Origin of the sequence: Pedobacter ghigonis, from assembly GCF_903166585.1 — a bacterium.
Taxonomy (GTDB): Bacteria; Bacteroidota; Bacteroidia; order Sphingobacteriales; family Sphingobacteriaceae; genus Pedobacter; species Pedobacter ghigonis.
Genome location: NZ_CAESCM010000022.1, coordinates 73,721 through 90,418 on the forward strand (window position 1 = coordinate 73,721; position 16,698 = coordinate 90,418).

The following is a 16,698-nucleotide window of genomic DNA, read 5'->3' on the forward strand; positions in this document are numbered from 1 at the left end:
AGAACTTATACTACAGCGCGGAAATGCTCAAAAACAACCCCCTTTTAATTGAATCTAAACTTTTAAATTGGGCATTAAATTTAAGAAAGCCTGCGAGTTGGCTGTATATTTCTTTTTGTCCAGTTTAAAATAAAATGCACCTTTTTTTGATCCCGTTTTGTCCTTTTCGGCCAGTTTAATCAGCAAACCCGTTGAAGTAATTTTACGGCTAAAGTTTCGGGTATCGATTTTAGTATCGTTAACTTCCTCAAAAAGGATATGCAACTGTGGGATGGTAAATTTTTTAGGTAGCATTTCAAACAAAATAGGGTGGAGCGATGCTTTATAGCGCAGCTTTTTCCGCGCATCAGCCACCATTTGGTTATGGTCGAAAATCAGTTTAGGCCGTTCGTTAATCAAAAACCACTCTGCTTCGTATTCGTCATTTAACTGCGTTTCATATTTATGGATATCGATCAATGCAAAATAACCTACCGATAAAGTACGTTCTATCGGATCGCGTTTCGGTTCGCCGTAAATTTGCATTTGCTCCAGGTAAACCCCTTCCAAACCGGTCATCTTTTTCAATACCCGGTTGGCAGCATCATCCGGACTTTCATCTGGCCCAACAAAGCCGCCCATTAAACTCCATTTGTTTATTTCGGGCTCCAGGCCCCTTTTAACCAACAAAATTTTAAGGTGTTCGCCATCAAAGCCAAATACAATACAATCAACAGCAACAAGGTAATGTGGCTGTCCTGAATATTCAATCATTTCTAATTCATGTTTTGAACCGTTAATATGTTCAAATTTTCACGAATATAAAAATTATTATTAATTGTCGTTTTGACAATTAATAATAATTTTATAATTTGGCGGCGTAGATAGGTTACGCTAATCAGGCTAACTGTTCTAACCAATTATATCAAACAAGATGAACCAGACATTCGAACTCGACAGTAATCCGCATACCCGCTTAAATATATTAACGGGCGAATGGATTTTAGTTTCACCTCACCGCACCAAAAGGCCCTGGCAGGGTAAGGTTGAAGATATTACACCCGATAACCGCCCCGAATACGATCCAAAATGCTATTTATGTCCCGGCAATGGCAGGGCAGATGGCGATAGCAATCCCGAGTATACCGAAAGCTTTGTTTTTAATAACGATTTTGCGGCATTGCTCGAAGATACACCTCAAAACGAGATGAACGAGAACGATTTACTCGTAGCCAATAACCAGAGAGGGCTTTGCAGGGTAATCAGTTTCAGTCCAAAACATAACCTTACCTTACCCGAAATGAGTGTTGAGGGCATAACGGCTGTAGTAAATGTTTGGCAAAATGAATTTAATAGCCTGGCCGAAAACGAATGGATCAAATACATCCAGATTTTCGAAAATAAAGGTGAAATAATGGGTTGCAGTAATCCACACCCACATGGACAGATTTGGTCGCAAAGCGATATTCCGCTCGAAATTACTAAAGAAACCGAACGCCAGAAAACACATTACGCCATCCACAGGAGAAGTTTACTGGGCGATTATTTAAAACTGGAGCTGAAAAAGAATGAACGTATCATTTTTGAAAATGATCACTTTGTGGTGTTGGTGCCTTTTTGGGCAGTTTGGCCATACGAAACCATGATCATTAGCAAACGCCATGTAAACAGTATCAAATTGTTTACCGAGGCCGAAAAACGGGCACTGGCAGAAGCCATCAAAGTATTAACCACCAAATACGATAACCTGTTCGAAACCTCTTTCCCTTATTCGGCTGGGATGCACCAGGCACCGGTAAATAACGGATATTATCCTGAGTGGCACTGGCACATGCACTTTTATCCGCCATTGCTGCGCTCGGCAACAGTTAAGAAGTTTATGGTTGGTTACGAAATGCTGGCCAACCCACAACGCGATATTACGGCCGAATTTGCTGCCAGCAGGTTAAGAGAAATGTCGACCGAACACTATAAAAATATTAAGAAAGATTAAGGAGTGAATTCATGAACGCACAACATTTAAAAAATACCTTTAAAAAGCTTTTCAATGCCGAGCCTATTTTGGTTCGCTCGCCGGGAAGGATTAATATTATTGGAGAGCATACCGACTATAACGAAGGTTTTGTGATGCCTGCGGCCATTAACAAGGCTATTTATGTGGCCATATCCAAAAGAGATGATCATGAAATCCACTTGTTTTCAGAAAGCTACCAGGAATTTGATATTTCATCTGTTGATGATTTAAAACAATCAAAAAATAGCTGGGCCAATTACATACTTGGGGTGGCCGATCAGTTAAAAGAGCGTGGTTACAAACTGGGCGGATTTAACTTTTATATCGATGGCGACGTGCCTTTGGGGGCAGGTTTATCTTCTTCTGCTGCAGTAGAGTGCGCTACAGGATTTGCTTTAGATAAGCTTTTTTCGTTATCGGTACCTAAAATGGATCTTGCCCTGATTGCCCAAAAGGCCGAGCAAACCTTTGCAGGCGTTAATTGCGGTATTATGGATCAGTTTGCATCGGTATTTGGTAAAAAAGATCATGCCATGATGCTCGATTGCCGGTCGATGAAGCACATTTACATCCCTTTAAAACTGGATGGATACAAACTTTTACTCTTAAATACGAATGTAAAACATGCGCTTTCTGATTCGGCTTATAACAAGAGAAGGCAACAGTGTGAGCAGGGTGTAAGCTGGGTAAAAGAACACTATCCTAATGTAAACAGTTTGCGCGATGTGAATTTAGCTATGCTGGAGGAATTTGTAAAGCCAAAAGATGCCGAGGTTTATGCTAAATGTCGTTACGTAGTAGAAGAAATTGGTCGCTTGTTAAATGCAGCCGAGCAATTGGAAAATGGCAATTTAAAGAGTTTGGGTAAACTGATGTTCGAAACGCACGAAGGTTTGAGCGCAGCTTACGAAGTAAGTTGTAAAGAACTCGATTTCCTGGTTGATGCGGTTAAACCATTAAATTACGTTTTAGGCGCAAGGATGATGGGCGGTGGCTTTGGTGGTTGCACCATCAACATTGTGAAGGAAGAAAATATTCCTGGCTTGATTGAGGAACTCTCTACTAAGTACCAGATGCAGTTCGGTCTTAAACTGGATGCCTATACTGTGCAAACCGATAACGGAACCAGCTTATATAGCTAAAATCTAACCCAATATATAATTAAACGAGAATTAAGGGGTAAAGCATTCAAGTTTTATCCCTTTTTTATTGCCTGCCTTATTGTTCTTTTTCGTCTGCCAGTTTTTTTACCAGCCATGGTAAACTTAATCCTTGCCCAATTAGGGTAAATAATACCACCACTACCGAAATAAATATAATAGCATTACGCTGCGGAAAAACGTTTCCATTTGCCAGTCTTGCCGGTAACCCAATGGCAATGGCTAGCGAAACAATGCCACGCATACCGGACCAGCTGATGATTAGGCTGTTTTTAAAATCCAGCAATGCAGCTTCCGTAATCCGGTGTTTCCCTTTTTGAAATGCTTTTTGGAGGTTGATTTTTTGTAGAAAAACACGGGCCATCCTCAACAGTAAAGCCACAATGGTAATCACCAGCGAGTAACCGATGTAAGGTAAAATATCGGCTTGATTGATGCTCTTGTACACATAAGGAAATTGCAGGCCAATTAAAATAAAAATCAGGCCGTTTAAAAGGAAAATAATGATATCCCAGATGTTTTTAGATTGGTTTTTAAGCTGCTCGGGAAATACCTGGTTGCTAAATCTCGAAATACCCAAACCTAATATAACCACCGCAATAACTCCCGAAACGTGAATTTCTTCGGCAATTAAATAAGTAACAAAAGGCATTAGCAGCATAAAACTTATCGTTGCCAGGCGGTTATCGTGAATTCTTTTAAGTATAAAGGCCAGAATTCTCGCCATCACCATTCCGGTTATAAAGCCGCCAGCCATTAATATAGCAAAGGATAACGATGCTTTCCAGAATACAAAAGCGGTTCCGGTTACAGCGGCTACCGCAAAACGGTAGGCAACCAATGCCGATGCATCGTTTACCAGGCTTTCGCCTTCTAAAATCGTATTTGTTTTGTGCGATAAGCCAAGACCTTTGGTAATGCTCATGGCAGCAACTGCATCTGTGGCCGATAAAATGGCACCCAATACAAAAGAAACTGGCCAGCTCATCCCCGGAATCATATAATGCGCTACTACTGCAATGCCAATGGCGGTAATAAAAACCAAACCAATTGATAACGTTGCAATGGTGTTGATATTGGTTTTAAACTCCTTAAAGGAAATGTTAAAAGCAGCATCGTAAAGTAGCGGAGGGAGGAAAATCAAAAATATAATTTCCGGATTAATATCAATTGGCCGCAACGCAGGTATAAAACCAACCGCTATTCCGGCAATAATTAATAAAACAGGGTAGGGGATTTTAATGTGATCGGCAACTGATGAAAGGCCAATCATCACCACTAAAATGAATATAATGATGGTATAATTTTCCATGTAAGGCTTAACTAGTCTGCAAAATATAGGTTTGAAACTAATTTGCAAAGGCAAACCCGAAAAAACGCTTGTCTATTTCATCACCTGCTTTAACGGGTTTAACAGGCTTTATGCCTACCCGGGCACGATTAAGCTACTAATGGGGCAAGTATGGTGGTAGTTTTGAATCAGAAATACACATCATCATGGTAAATAAACAAATCATTATTAAAATGAAAAATCAAAGAAACATCATCTTAGGAACTGTTATTGCCGCTGTAATTGTGCTGATGGGCCTGGTAGGTTCGGCACAAACTATACAGCAAAATTCGGAAATCAGACCATTTAAAATATCAGTACCCGAACAGGCTGTAGCAGAGCTGCGTGCAAGGGTACTGGCTACAAGATGGCCAGCTAAAGAAACTGTAAATGATCAGTCGCAAGGCGTAAGACTAGCGCAGATTCAAAAACTGGTCAGCTATTGGGGAACTGGTTACGACTGGAGAAAAGCAGAAGCTAAACTAAATGCTTATCCGCAGTTTATAACTACAATAGATGGATTGGATATTCAGTTTATGCACATTCGTTCTAAAAATCCAAATGCATTGCCATTAATTATTACGCACGGTTGGCCAGGTTCGGTTTTCGAGTTGCTTAAAATTATTGGTCCACTCACCGATCCGGTAGCTTATGGTGGCAAAGCCGAAGATGCTTTCGATGTGGTTATCCCTTCTATGCCAGGGTATGGCTTTTCGGGCAGGCCTGAAACAACTGGCTGGGATGCCGATCACATTGCCAAAGCATGGGATGTACTGATGAAACGCTTAGGTTATCAAAAATACGTATCGCAAGGTGGCGACTGGGGCTCGGTAGTAGCCGATAAAATGGCACAACAAAAACCCAAAGGGCTTCTGGGCATTCACGTAAATATGCCGGCAACCGTTCCGGCTGATGTGGCTACGGCGCTTAAAAATGGAGATCCGGCCCCAAAAGGTTTATCTGAAAAAGAAAAAGCCGCCTTTAATTCCCTCAATAAATTGTACACTAAAGGTGGCGGTTATGCAGCCATGATGGTTACACGCCCGCAAACGTTAGGTTATGGGTTAACCGATTCGCCGGTAGGCCTGGCCGCATTTTTCCTGGATAAGTTTAACGAATGGACCTATAGCGGCGGAAATGCTGAAAAATCGCTTACAGCTGACGAAATGCTGGATGATATATCGCTTTACTGGTTAACGAATACGGCTGCTTCATCAGCGCAACTTTATTGGGAAAACAACGCTAATAATTTTAATGCTGTAAATATTTCAATCCCTGCAGCCATAACTGTTTTTCCCGGCGAAATTTACCAGGCTCCACGCAGCTGGGCCGAAAAAAGTTATCATAAACTGATTTACTTCAATGAGGTAGATAAAGGTGGTCACTTTGCACAATGGGAAGAACCGCAACTTTTTGCAGAAGAATTACGCAAAGCTTTTAAATCATTGCGCTAATAATAAACAGGAGTTGGTTTGGGGGTGCCTGGCCAACTCTTTTTATAGATTTTAATTCTTGTTGCCCGGGTGACTGAAATGAAAGATTTGGCTTTTTAATACAATAAAGATAACGCTTAACGCTGTAAACGCGGTCTTTTCGTTTTAAAAGGTTGGCTTGGTTTTGGTTTAGCCGGTTTAGCTGTATTATCCTCTTCCGAAATTTTTACTGTAATAATATTGCCTTTAAACGTTTCTCCATTTAGGGTAGAAACAATGTTTTTGGCATCGGGAAGGCTAAAGATTTCTAAAAAAGCATAACCTTTGCATTTCCCTGTAGCCCTGTCGCGAACAACTTTAATTGTTTCCACTCTGCCATGAAGGCTAACAAAAATTGCCAGGTCCATCTCTTGGATGTTGTCAGGGAGGCCGCCTATAAAAATCTTAACCATTTGTACTGTCATTTTTAGAACGCAGACCGAAACGATTTCCGATCCTGAGCTGTTCTTTTAGGTCTGCAAAATAAGTAAAATGACGCGTTTCCCCAAACGAATTGGCTAAAAACTGTTGGGTTTTAACATTATTTTATAATTGATACTGATAAATATTGATGTAGAGTATTAGAAAATGTACATTCGTTATCTAATCATAAAAACCAGTCTTGATATATGAGCCTCAATAAGTTAAAATCTCTATTATTTATTGCTTTATTTCTGTTTTGTTCGCCCTTGGTGCAGGCAAAAATTATTTTGCCTTCGGTATTTAGCGATAACATGGTTTTGCAGCAAAAAACCAATGCCGCTATCTGGGGTAAAACCGATGCCGGCAAAGCTGTAAAAATAACGGTATCGTGGAATAAAATTAATTATGGTGCCATTGCAGATGCCAATGGAAATTGGAAAATTAAAGTGGGTACACCCGGCTTTGGCGGGCCCTATACCATTACCATTTCTGATGGAGAGGCCCTTGTGCTCAATAATGTGCTAATCGGCGATGTTTGGATTTGCTCAGGGCAATCAAATATGGAAATGCCACTGGCCGGCTGGGGTAAAATTCTAAACTATGAAAAAGAAATTGCCGATGCCAAATTTCCCAATATCCGCTTATTACAGGCCGATCATATTACCAGCAACGTTCCCTTAAATGATGCAAAGGTGGCCAACGGAGGATGGCAGGAGTGTAATCCGAAATATGTTGCCGGATTTTCTTCTACAGCCTATTTCTTTGCCCGCCAGGTTTACGAGAAAACAAAAATCCCAATCGGATTAATCCATACCTCATGGGGCGGTACCATTGCTGAAGCATGGACCAGTGCCGAATCATTAAAAAAGATGCCTGATTTTGCTGCCGCTGTTGATAAAATTCAAAAATCGGTTAAAAATCCGTCACCGCTTACCTACGAAGAAAAAGTTAAAAACTGGGTTAAAAGTACTAATGAAAAAGATTCAGGTTACCTGAACGGGCAGGCCAAATGGGCTGTTGCAGACATAAATGGCTGGCAGAAAATGGCCATTCCAACCTTATGGGAAGATGCTGCACTTAAAAATTTCGACGGTATTGTATGGTTTATCAAAAAAGTAAACATACCCGAAAACTGGAAGAAAAATGGCGCTAAACTTAATCTGGGAACAATCGATGATAACGATATTACTTTTGTAAATGGCGTAAAGGTGGGCGAAACCGAAGGCTACAATGTTGGTCGCACATACACCTTACCCGCCGATTTATTGAAAACAGGTGAAAATACCATTGCCGTACGTGTATTCGACACTGGCGGTGGTGGTGGCATTTATGGTGAAGCCAAAGATTTAAACCTGAACAATGCAAGCGGTGAGCAAATTGCTTTAACCGGCGACTGGAGTTATAAAATTGGCCTCGATTTAAAAAAAGCAGAAGCCAAACCTTTCGAAGAAAATGGCCCGAACAGGCCTACGGTGCTTTATAACGCTATGATGCACCCTTACATTCAGTTTGCCATTAAAGGTGCCATTTGGTACCAGGGAGAAAGCAATGCCGACAGGGCTTATCAGTACCGGGAGTTGTTTCCAACCATGATTAAAGACTGGCGCCAAAAATGGGGGCAAGGCGATTTTCCTTTCTACTTTGTACAACTTGCTAATTTTATGCAGGCAGACCAGGCACCTGTTGAATCGGCCTGGGCCGAACTGCGTGAAGCCCAGCAAAAAACACTTGCGCTGCCCAATACAGGCATGGCCACCATTATCGATATTGGCGAAGCCAAAGATATTCACCCTAAAAACAAGCAGGAGGTTGGAAGGAGACTGGGCCTGATTGCTTTAGCCAAAACTTATGGTCAGAAAATAAACTATTCAGGACCGGTTTATCAATTGCAAAAAGCAGAAGGAAAACAAATCACATTAACTTTTAGTAATACTGAGAACGGCCTTAAAGCTGGCGACGGAGCTGAACTGAAAGGTTTTGCCATTGCGGGTGCCGATAAGAAGTTTTATTGGGCAAAGGCCATAATAAAAGGAAACCAGGTGGTAGTAAGCAGTAGCGAGGTAGCCAATCCGGTAGCTGTTCGTTATGCCTGGGGAAATAACCCTGTTTGCAATCTGGTTAGCAACGATGGTTTACCCGCTTCACCATTCAGAACCGATACCTGGCAGGGAATAACTTTTGGAAAGAAGTAGCTTTTCGGTTTGCTGTAAATTTGTGCAATTTGTGTGTTTAAAAACGTGCAATTGAGGCAATTATTAAAGAGCCACATTTTTTTGTGGCTTACTTTATATTTTTACAGCATAACCGGAAATTATGCCAAATACTTTGTCCGATCAGGAAACCATTCTCCTGATTGCAGATCTCGAAGAAAAATTACTTGATGGAGTTAAAAAAACAGATCTTGGAACATTAGACTTGTTATTTGCCGATGGAATGATTTTTCATGATCAGTATGGCAATGTATTGGATAAAGAAATGGATATAGATTCCTATCGCAATGGCCTGGTTTCAATCCATAAAATCAACGTATCCAAGCGCGAGATACGTGTTTTCGATTCTATTGTTGTGGTTTCGGCCAGCCTTTTTATAAAAGGTAAGTATGCTAATATACTGCTTAACGGTAAATATCAATGGCTAAGGGTATGGGCAAAGGTACAGGAAGACTGGAAAGTGATTTCGGCCAGCTGTACCAGCATTTCCATTTAATTAATGAACTTAAAAAAAGAACGGGGAACAACCTTTAAGGCTATCCCCCGATTCTAAATTAACGCTCTCTGGTACTAATATAGAACTAATCTTAACTTCCTCCAAAAACCTCAGGCGCTCCGGGCATACTTGCAAAGCTTAGTGTAACAGAACCATGCTAATATCCGTGTTAAAGTGTAAACCTTACACCTTGAAGTTGTAAAGCTTTTTTGCCATTTAAAATATCTTTTGCTGCAGGATCGCTTGGTTAATAAAAAAGCTTTCGGGCATAATTATTTTAAAACAGCTTACTAAATCGTTTTAATATTAGACTAGAATAATTATTTTTATAAAAAAATAGCTAACCAATTAACTGCTTTATGAAAAGAATAGTAAAACCACTTTTTTTCCTAGTTTCCTGTCTATCAATCCATACTTCGCAAGCACAAGTTTTAAATGAGTTTAATAAAGCCCCTCTTAAGCAAGATGTTTATATACAATTGCCAATAGGTAGCATTAAGGCCAAAGGCTGGTTGTTGAAACAGCTGGAGCAGCAACGCGACGGAGCAACCGGAATGGCAGAAGAACTATATGCAGCAAAAGATGATTTAGGTAAGCAAACCGATTGGTTAGGAGGTGATGGCAGCAGCTGGGAGCGCGTACCATACTATGTTAAAGGTTTGGTGGCATTAGCTTATACCCTTGATGATGCCGGCTTGAAAGCAAAAGCACAGAAGTATATTGAGTGGACCTTAAATAGCCAGCAGGCCAACGGCTTGTTTGGGCCGGTTAAAATGAAAGACTGGTGGCCGCGTATGCCGATGATGTATGCCTTACAAAACTATTACGAAGCTACAAATGATAGCAGAGTAGTTCCTTTTTTAACTAAGTATTTCAAATATCAGCTGGCCAATCTCGATGCCGAACCATTAAAGGAATGGGCAAAATCAAGAGCAGGCGATAATATGGAAATCGCCATCTGGCTTTATAACAAAACCGGCGATCAGAATTTGTTAAAGCTGGTAGAAAAATTAAAGCAGCAGGCTTACCCATGGATTGATATTTACACCAACAACGGATTTTACTTTTATGGCGATGATTTCCAACCTAAACACATGGTTAATGTGGCGCAGGCACTTAAATTTCCAGTTGTTTATGCCCAGCTTCACGATAGCCCGGCCAATACTGCGGCCTTTTCTAAAGGGATAGCGCACATCATGCACGATCATGGCCAACCAGAAGGCCTGGGCTCCGGAACAGAATTTTTAGCAGGAACAAGCAGCATCGAAGGTGTAGAAACCTGCACAGTGGTAGAGTGGATGCAAAGTCTGGAAACAGCTACTAAAATTATCCACGAAGCCAACATTGGCGATCAGCTCGAAAAAGTAGCTTTTAATGCACTACCTGCGCAGTTTAGCCGCGATTTTAAAAACCATTCTTATTATACCTTGCCCAATCAGGTTCAGAGCGTACATGGCGAACATGGTTTTAACCAGGATTATGGTTCGGGCATTGTTTCGAGTCCATATTCAGGCTATGGCTGTTGCCGCTACAACATGCACATGGGCTGGCCTTACTACGTAAAAAACAGCGCCGTAGCTACTCCCGATAAAGGTATCGCCATTATAACCTACGGACCTATGGAAATAGAGACTTTCGTTAACGGTAACCAAAAAATAAAAATTACCGAAACCACTAACTATCCTTTCGAAGAACAGATTAATTTAAAAGTGTCACTTTCATCCGCTGCCACTTTTCCACTGGTATTGCGGGTACCCACCTGGGCTTTAAAACCTGTAGTTAAGTTAAACGGACAGGCTTTAACCGGCGTAAAAGCTGGCGAAATGTTTAAAATCCAACGAAAATGGCAAAATAACGATCAGCTTGAACTTAGCTTCCCGATGGAAGTGGGCAGCGAGCAACAGGTAAATAATGCTTTAAGCATCACGCGGGGGCCAATCGTTTATGCCCTCGAAATTAAAGCAGCGAATAAAGTAACCAAAACACATGCTGTTGCAGGTTTCACCGATTATGAAATCCGTCCCGAATCGCCCTGGAATTACGGATTATCGCTAAACAATGGCAAACTGGGCAGCAACTTCAGGGTTGTGAAATCGGCCATGACTGAAAATCCTTTTATTGCAGCTACTTCACCGGTTAAATTAAAAGTGCAGGCAAAAAAGATTCCTTCGTGGGGTTTATCTTATCATAAAATGGCGGCCTTCGATGTGCCTTTTAGTCCGGTACTTTCAACCGAACCTGACGAAGAAGTTACTTTAGTGCCCTATGGATCGGAAAATATCCGTTTAAGTTGCTTCCCGGTAATCGGAACACTTAAAAAAACAACCAAAAGCCTGACCGAAAATTTTGATCAGGGTATGCCCCGCAATTGGGTGTTTTATGGTGGCGGCTGGTTCTGGAAAGATGGCCAGGTTAATGCCGCTTCAAACGCAGGTTCGGGAGGCTTTGGTATAAACGGCTCTAAATATGTCGCCAATGGTACCGATTTTAAAGATTTTACCTATCAGGCCGATGTAAAGATCAATACCCTTGGCGATGCTGGTTTAATGTTCAGGGTTTCAGATCCCGCAATTGGTCCAGACGCTTACCAGGGCTATTACGTAGGTTTAGATCAGCCCAATGGCAATGTGATTTTTGGCAAAGCCAACGGCCAAAAGTGGGAACTGCTCAAAGCCGAAAAATATCCGGTAGAAATGAATAAAATGTATAGCTTAAAAGTAGTTGCCAAAGCCGACAAATTTGATATTTTTGTTAACGGTGCTGCTAAACCGGTTCTTTCTGTAGCCGATAGCCAGTACAAGTCGGGTAGTATTGGGTTGAGGACGTACAAAGCGTTGGCCAGTTTCGATTCGGTAAAGATTAACGCTTTTTAACATCGCTTAAACCCCATATCAAACTTTGCGGCAAGAAATTTGTTAACGTAATTGCTATAAAACAATATAATTATGAAATTATACAAATCAATCCCAATAATGCTCTTTACTGTGGCACTTGCCGCAGGTTGTGTAAGTAATAAGAAATATGCCGAACTCCAGGATACTTACGCTAAGTTAAGGGAAAGGAATCAGGAGCTGAGTAATAAATATCAGGATAGCCAGCGCGAATTGAGCGGAAGCACCAGTAGGGTAAAAAGTTTAGAAGAACAGATTGCTTCGGAAAGGGCAAATGTTAAGGCTTTACAGGATGCCTTAAATAAATGTCTGAATTCAAGCAACCAGGGTAATGTAAATATTTCCAAGCTGGTTGATGAGATCAATAGTTCGAATAAATACATTAAGCAACTGGTAAATGCCAAAAACAAAAGCGATTCGCTTAATATGGTGTTAACTAATAATTTAACCCGATCGTTAAGTCGCGAAGAATTAGGCGATGTTGATGTTCAGGTGCTTAAAGGTGTGGTGTATATCTCGCTGGCTGATAATATGCTTTATAAATCAGGTAGTTATGAGGTTTCTGATAAAGCAGGCGAAACGTTAAGTAAAATCGCTAAAATTATTAAAGATTACGATACCTATGATGTGCTGATTGAAGGTAATACCGATAATGTGCCTATTGCTCAAACCAATATTCGCAACAACTGGGATTTAAGTGCATTGCGTGCCTCATCTGTTGTACAGGTACTGCAAACCAAATACGCTGTCGACCCGAAAAGATTAACAGCGGGCGGACGTGGTGAGTTTAATCCGATAGCCGATAATACTACTGCAGGAGGTAAAGCGAAAAACCGACGTACACAAATCATTATTACACCTAAATTAGATCAGTTTATGGATTTAATTGGTAAAGCTCCGGAGCAATCTCAGAAATAAATCCGGGTTTATAAAATTGATAAATAGGCAGTCCAGTTTTTGGGCTGCCTATTTTGTTTAACGGGTTTAAAACATTTTATTTGATATAACAAAATTACTATCTTGGAGCGTATTTTTAAACGCTCCATTCTTTATGAAGTTTCCTTTATACTTTGAGGTTCGCTCAAAGATTTTGTCCCTAATTCTGGTTCTTTTCTTTATTGGTTTCAAGAGTTTTTCGCAAGAAAAGAAATCAAATTACAATTTGCTTTGGCAAATAAGTGGTAATGGCTTAACTAAACCTTCCTATCTTTTTGGCTCAATGCACGTTAAAGATAAACGTGCTTTTAATTTTAGCGATTCACTAATAAATGCCATCGAATCCAGTTCGGGCTTTGTATTGGAAGTGCATCCCGATTCTTTAATGAAATCGTTTTTTGCGGCCAACGTAGAAAGGACCGGAAAAAAGAAAATAACAGAGCTGATCACAGCCGAACAAATTGCCGAACTCGTTAAGCGGTTCGAAGCAAAAAATGGTTTTGCACCCGATTCAGCAATGCTGGATAATCCGATTCTTGTGGCCTCGCTAATGAAGAACCATATTAACAGGAAAGACGACATGCAAACCTTTGTCGATGCCCATCTCTATGGTATTGCCCGAATCTTGAAAAAAAAGATTTACGGTTTGGAAAAGCCCGAAGACCAGGTGAAACTATTGTATGGCAGTGATGCTAAGATTGCCGGTTTATTCGATATTGACGAAGAAGCTGCAGCCGAAGACATAGAGAAGATGGTCGAAGTTTATGCAAAAGGCGATTTGAATGGAATTACTGGGCTGCTAAGTGAAGAAACTGAAGATCAGCTCGACCTGGTTAATCGAAACGAGGTAATGGCTACTGGCATAATGAAGTTAATGCAAACTGATAACCTTTTTGCTGTGGTGGGTGCATCACATATAGCCGGTGAAAAAGGAATAATCGCCTTGCTTAAAAAAGCAGGCTATAGCTTAAGGCCGGTTACAGCTACTTTTACCGGCGTAGCCAAAAAATTTAAGGTCGATTATGCTAAAATGGATTGGGTAAAACATAAGGATGTTTCAGAAAACTTTGAAGTAGAATTTCCTGCCGAACCCATTATTACCAAGGCGATTATTGGTAAATCTTACGTTTCTGCAGATATAATTACCAATATGCACTATGCTGTACAGTCGAGTTATACCGGGCCTCTCGAGAAAATGACTTCAAAGCAGTATTTAGATACTGTGCTGAGCAAATACTTGAAAAAAGACATGAAATTGGTGAGCAAAAAAAGCGAAAACAGGTATGGTGGAGTAGGTTTAGCTGTTGAGCTGGAAAAAGAAGGTAAATTTTCGCGTAGTGTACTGGTACATAAAAATTATACCTTATACATGATAAGCGCGGAAGCCGAAAAAAACAACCTTCACGAAACATATGTAGATAAGTTTTTCTCAACTTTTAAAATTTCTGATGCAGTTACGGCTAAGAACGGCAATTGGCTCGATTACAAGAATGATTTAGCGGGTTTTAGTTTGAAAATACCCATGCAGCCTGAAGAAAGCACCAAAGAAATACCAAATCCAACTCTTCCGGCACATCCTTATGTAATGAACCTGTACACCATGTTGGATAAGGTAAATTTTGTTAGTTATTTATTCCGCTATAACGATTTTCCCGAAGGGATGTACCTGTCTGATAAAAACACATTTTTTAATGGTATAAAAAGCCAGCTCGAAAAAAATGGTAAAATTGTAGATGGCCCGGTAACCATTTATAAAGATGGCCTCGAAGGGCGCGAAATTGGTATCGTATTGCAGGGTACTTATATGAAAGTGCAAATGTTTTTGAGGGGTAACCGTTCCTATCTCTTAATGAAACAAAACCAAATGGGGGAGGATAAGATGAAAGACGACGAGTATTTTAGTTCGTTTAAAGTTGAAAAATATGTTGAAGGCAAAAGTGATTTCTATAATGTTGATGATTTAAAAGTTTTTACGCCTGCACAACCTTCAACAGCACCAGAAAAAGATGAAGTAGACCACACTTCGTTTTTGAGCGACAATAAACTCTTTTATTCGCGCAATAAAAATACAGGTGGGGCATATCTCATCGGAACAAGCAAAATAAACAAGTATTTTAAAACAACAGATCTCGATTCGCTCTATATAACAACAATCAATAGGATGAAGAAAGAGACAGATAGTATCATCAAAACGGAAGATGTTGTTGTAGGTACTTCAAAGGCTAAAGTGTTTACCTATGTAGATAGTGCTTCGGGCTTGCAGAAAAAGGCAAAGTTTTGGATAAATGGCGAGCGCTTTTATTATCTGAACTTAATGAGCACTAAAGAAGATCTGGATAGCAAACAAGCGCTCGATTTCTTTAATACTGTAAGTGTAACCACTACGCCAAAGCCTTTCGATATTAAGGCTTCGAAAGCTAAACTGATTTTTGATCACTTGAAAAGCAAAGATACATTGGTTTATAATCCGGCATTTGGTGCATTAGCCTACTACGAATTTGATAAGACCGAAATTCCGCTTATTAATGCTGCATTGAGAATTAAATATGCTGACGATACGCTCACCAACGGGGTAAGAGTAAAATTGATTAAGGAACTAAGTGCTTTGCAGAAAGAAAAAAGCATCCCCTTATTAAAAGAACTCTTTGCCGATGTTAAAAATACCAGCATCGTCAGAAATCAAGCACTAACAGAAGTTGTAAGGTTAGATTCGAACCAGTACGACTGGTATTTGAAAAGCCTTACCGATAATAAAGCCCTGGAGCTGGAGAGTTACTGGTCTACATTTCGTGCACTTACCGATTCGTTAGCGTATGTATCCAAACATTTTGATCAGGTGTTGTCACTGAAAAATAAGGAACCGTACCGTTCAAGTGTTCTTGGTCTGATTTCAGAAATGGTAAGCAGTGAAAAACCCGCATATCTTGCACAAGTGAAGCAAAATAAAGATAAAATTACTGCACAGGCCATGCTCGATTTGGATGGTTATTTTAAAGATAACGATAATTATCCCGGGGGTTCGATTTACAGTTACCTGGAGATTTTGCCCGCACTCGATATGCCTGAGTTTACCAACGCCTTTACCAGTAAGTTAGTTACCGATTCTAATACTTATCTCGCAACCAGTGCAACGGTAGCCAGAATTAAGGCTGGCTTGGCAGTCGATCAGAAACTGATAGATGCAAAGTTGGATAGCCTATCCAGCAGGTACGATATTTTAATGGCTTTCGATGCTGTTAAGAAGTTAGATCAGGTGCCTGCTAAATACCTGAAGCACGAAGAAATTGCCAAACTTTTGCTTACCAATTACATGAGCGAAGAACTCGATTATTCAGAGAAAGTGCAGTTACTGGATAAGATAGAAGAAAATGGAAAAACATATTACGCGTTTGAATTTATTTATCCCAGAGAGGAAGAAGGAGAAAGCACTACCTATGTTGGCGTTTGCGGCCCTTTTGAATCTGATAATAAGCAGATTAATTTTAAGCAGTACAAATGTAATAGTGATTTCGAAGTGAAAAGCGACGACTGGCTAAAACAGGTAAAAACTTTAATTACCGGCTTAACTGAAGAGTAATTATACCTCAAGTGCAAAAGAGGCAGTTCAATTGAGCTGCCTCTTTTGTGTTAGTGCGCCGGGCATGGCAATCGACTATAGGGTTAGAGTCCCGAACACGCTTAGCAGTAGGAAGTGTTAGCTAGAGACAAGGGTGTCGTGGGTGACTGCGAATCTGAAGGAAGTCCGCGGCAAATATGGGGGCTTACGAACAGAAACTGTATACGAGGC

General features: G+C 40.4%; 11 protein-coding genes. 8 read left to right on the forward strand and 3 right to left on the reverse strand.

All coding sequences use genetic code 11. The annotated features are described in order from the left end of the window. Positions 1-54 precede the first annotated feature (54 nt). Positions 55-753 carry an NUDIX hydrolase gene (locus HWV58_RS22905; protein WP_175636335.1) on the reverse strand — a complete coding sequence of 233 codons (699 nt, stop codon included), beginning with the start codon at positions 751-753 and terminating at the stop codon, positions 55-57. A gap of 160 nt (positions 754-913) precedes the next feature. Here HWV58_RS22905 and HWV58_RS22910 point away from each other — a divergent pair, with 160 nt between their 5' ends. Further along, positions 914-1,972 (forward strand): UDP-glucose--hexose-1-phosphate uridylyltransferase, encoded by a 1,059-nt coding sequence (locus tag HWV58_RS22910; RefSeq protein ID WP_175636336.1) that lies wholly within the window; start codon positions 914-916, stop codon positions 1,970-1,972. 11 nt (positions 1,973-1,983) lie between these two features. Then, on the forward strand, positions 1,984-3,135 hold the full coding sequence (locus HWV58_RS22915; RefSeq protein ID WP_175636337.1) for a galactokinase: 1,152 nt from the start codon (positions 1,984-1,986) through the stop codon (positions 3,133-3,135). Between the two features lie 76 nt (positions 3,136-3,211). On the opposite strand, the gene HWV58_RS22920 is transcribed toward HWV58_RS22915, so the two are convergent. After that, on the reverse strand, positions 3,212-4,465 hold the full coding sequence (locus HWV58_RS22920; protein ID WP_175636338.1) for a Na+/H+ antiporter: 1,254 nt from the start codon (positions 4,463-4,465) through the stop codon (positions 3,212-3,214). Between the two features lie 212 nt (positions 4,466-4,677). Here HWV58_RS22920 and HWV58_RS22925 point away from each other — a divergent pair, with 212 nt between their 5' ends. Then, on the forward strand, positions 4,678-5,937 hold the full coding sequence (locus HWV58_RS22925) for an epoxide hydrolase family protein (protein ID WP_175636339.1): 1,260 nt from the start codon (positions 4,678-4,680) through the stop codon (positions 5,935-5,937). A gap of 116 nt (positions 5,938-6,053) precedes the next feature. On the opposite strand, the gene HWV58_RS22930 is transcribed toward HWV58_RS22925, so the two are convergent. Beyond that, positions 6,054-6,368, reverse strand: a complete 315-nt coding sequence (locus HWV58_RS22930; protein WP_175636340.1) for an RNA recognition motif domain-containing protein — start codon at positions 6,366-6,368, stop codon at positions 6,054-6,056. Positions 6,369-6,584: 216 nt separating this feature from the next. Here HWV58_RS22930 and HWV58_RS22935 point away from each other — a divergent pair, with 216 nt between their 5' ends. The 5 genes from HWV58_RS22935 to HWV58_RS22955 all read left to right on the forward strand — a co-directional run bounded on the left by HWV58_RS22935 (position 6,585) and on the right by HWV58_RS22955 (position 16,488). Continuing rightward, entirely contained in the window at positions 6,585-8,570 is a 1,986-nt protein-coding gene (locus HWV58_RS22935; protein ID WP_175636341.1) for a sialate O-acetylesterase, read from the forward strand. Between the two features lie 121 nt (positions 8,571-8,691). After that, the gene (locus tag HWV58_RS22940) at positions 8,692-9,084 is read left to right on the forward strand and encodes a nuclear transport factor 2 family protein (RefSeq protein WP_175636342.1); all 393 of its coding nucleotides are present in this window, start codon (positions 8,692-8,694) and stop codon (positions 9,082-9,084) included. 359 nt (positions 9,085-9,443) lie between these two features. Further along, the gene (locus HWV58_RS22945; RefSeq protein WP_175636343.1) at positions 9,444-11,957 is read left to right on the forward strand and encodes a beta-L-arabinofuranosidase domain-containing protein; all 2,514 of its coding nucleotides are present in this window, start codon (positions 9,444-9,446) and stop codon (positions 11,955-11,957) included. Positions 11,958-12,029: 72 nt separating this feature from the next. After that, positions 12,030-12,893, forward strand: coding sequence for an OmpA family protein (locus HWV58_RS22950; RefSeq protein WP_175636344.1), 864 nt, complete (start codon positions 12,030-12,032; stop codon positions 12,891-12,893). Positions 12,894-13,026: 133 nt separating this feature from the next. Further along, the gene (locus tag HWV58_RS22955; RefSeq protein ID WP_175636345.1) at positions 13,027-16,488 is read left to right on the forward strand and encodes a TraB/GumN family protein; all 3,462 of its coding nucleotides are present in this window, start codon (positions 13,027-13,029) and stop codon (positions 16,486-16,488) included. Positions 16,489-16,698 lie beyond the last annotated feature (210 nt).

Coding starts and splice junctions, on each gene's coding strand:
- HWV58_RS22955 (WP_175636345.1), top strand. CDS start 13,027: ATGAAGTTTCCTTTATACTTTGAGGTTCGCTCAAAGATTTTGTCCCTA.
- HWV58_RS22915 (WP_175636337.1), top strand. CDS start 1,984: ATGAACGCACAACATTTAAAAAATACCTTTAAAAAGCTTTTCAATGCC.
- HWV58_RS22920 (WP_175636338.1), bottom strand. CDS start 4,465: ATGGAAAATTATACCATCATTATATTCATTTTAGTGGTGATGATTGGC.
- HWV58_RS22925 (WP_175636339.1), top strand. CDS start 4,678: ATGAAAAATCAAAGAAACATCATCTTAGGAACTGTTATTGCCGCTGTA.
- HWV58_RS22935 (WP_175636341.1), top strand. CDS start 6,585: ATGAGCCTCAATAAGTTAAAATCTCTATTATTTATTGCTTTATTTCTG.
- HWV58_RS22930 (WP_175636340.1), bottom strand. CDS start 6,368: ATGGTTAAGATTTTTATAGGCGGCCTCCCTGACAACATCCAAGAGATG.
- HWV58_RS22910 (WP_175636336.1), top strand. CDS start 914: ATGAACCAGACATTCGAACTCGACAGTAATCCGCATACCCGCTTAAAT.
- HWV58_RS22905 (WP_175636335.1), bottom strand. CDS start 753: ATGATTGAATATTCAGGACAGCCACATTACCTTGTTGCTGTTGATTGT.
- HWV58_RS22945 (WP_175636343.1), top strand. CDS start 9,444: ATGAAAAGAATAGTAAAACCACTTTTTTTCCTAGTTTCCTGTCTATCA.
- HWV58_RS22940 (WP_175636342.1), top strand. CDS start 8,692: ATGCCAAATACTTTGTCCGATCAGGAAACCATTCTCCTGATTGCAGAT.
- HWV58_RS22950 (WP_175636344.1), top strand. CDS start 12,030: ATGAAATTATACAAATCAATCCCAATAATGCTCTTTACTGTGGCACTT.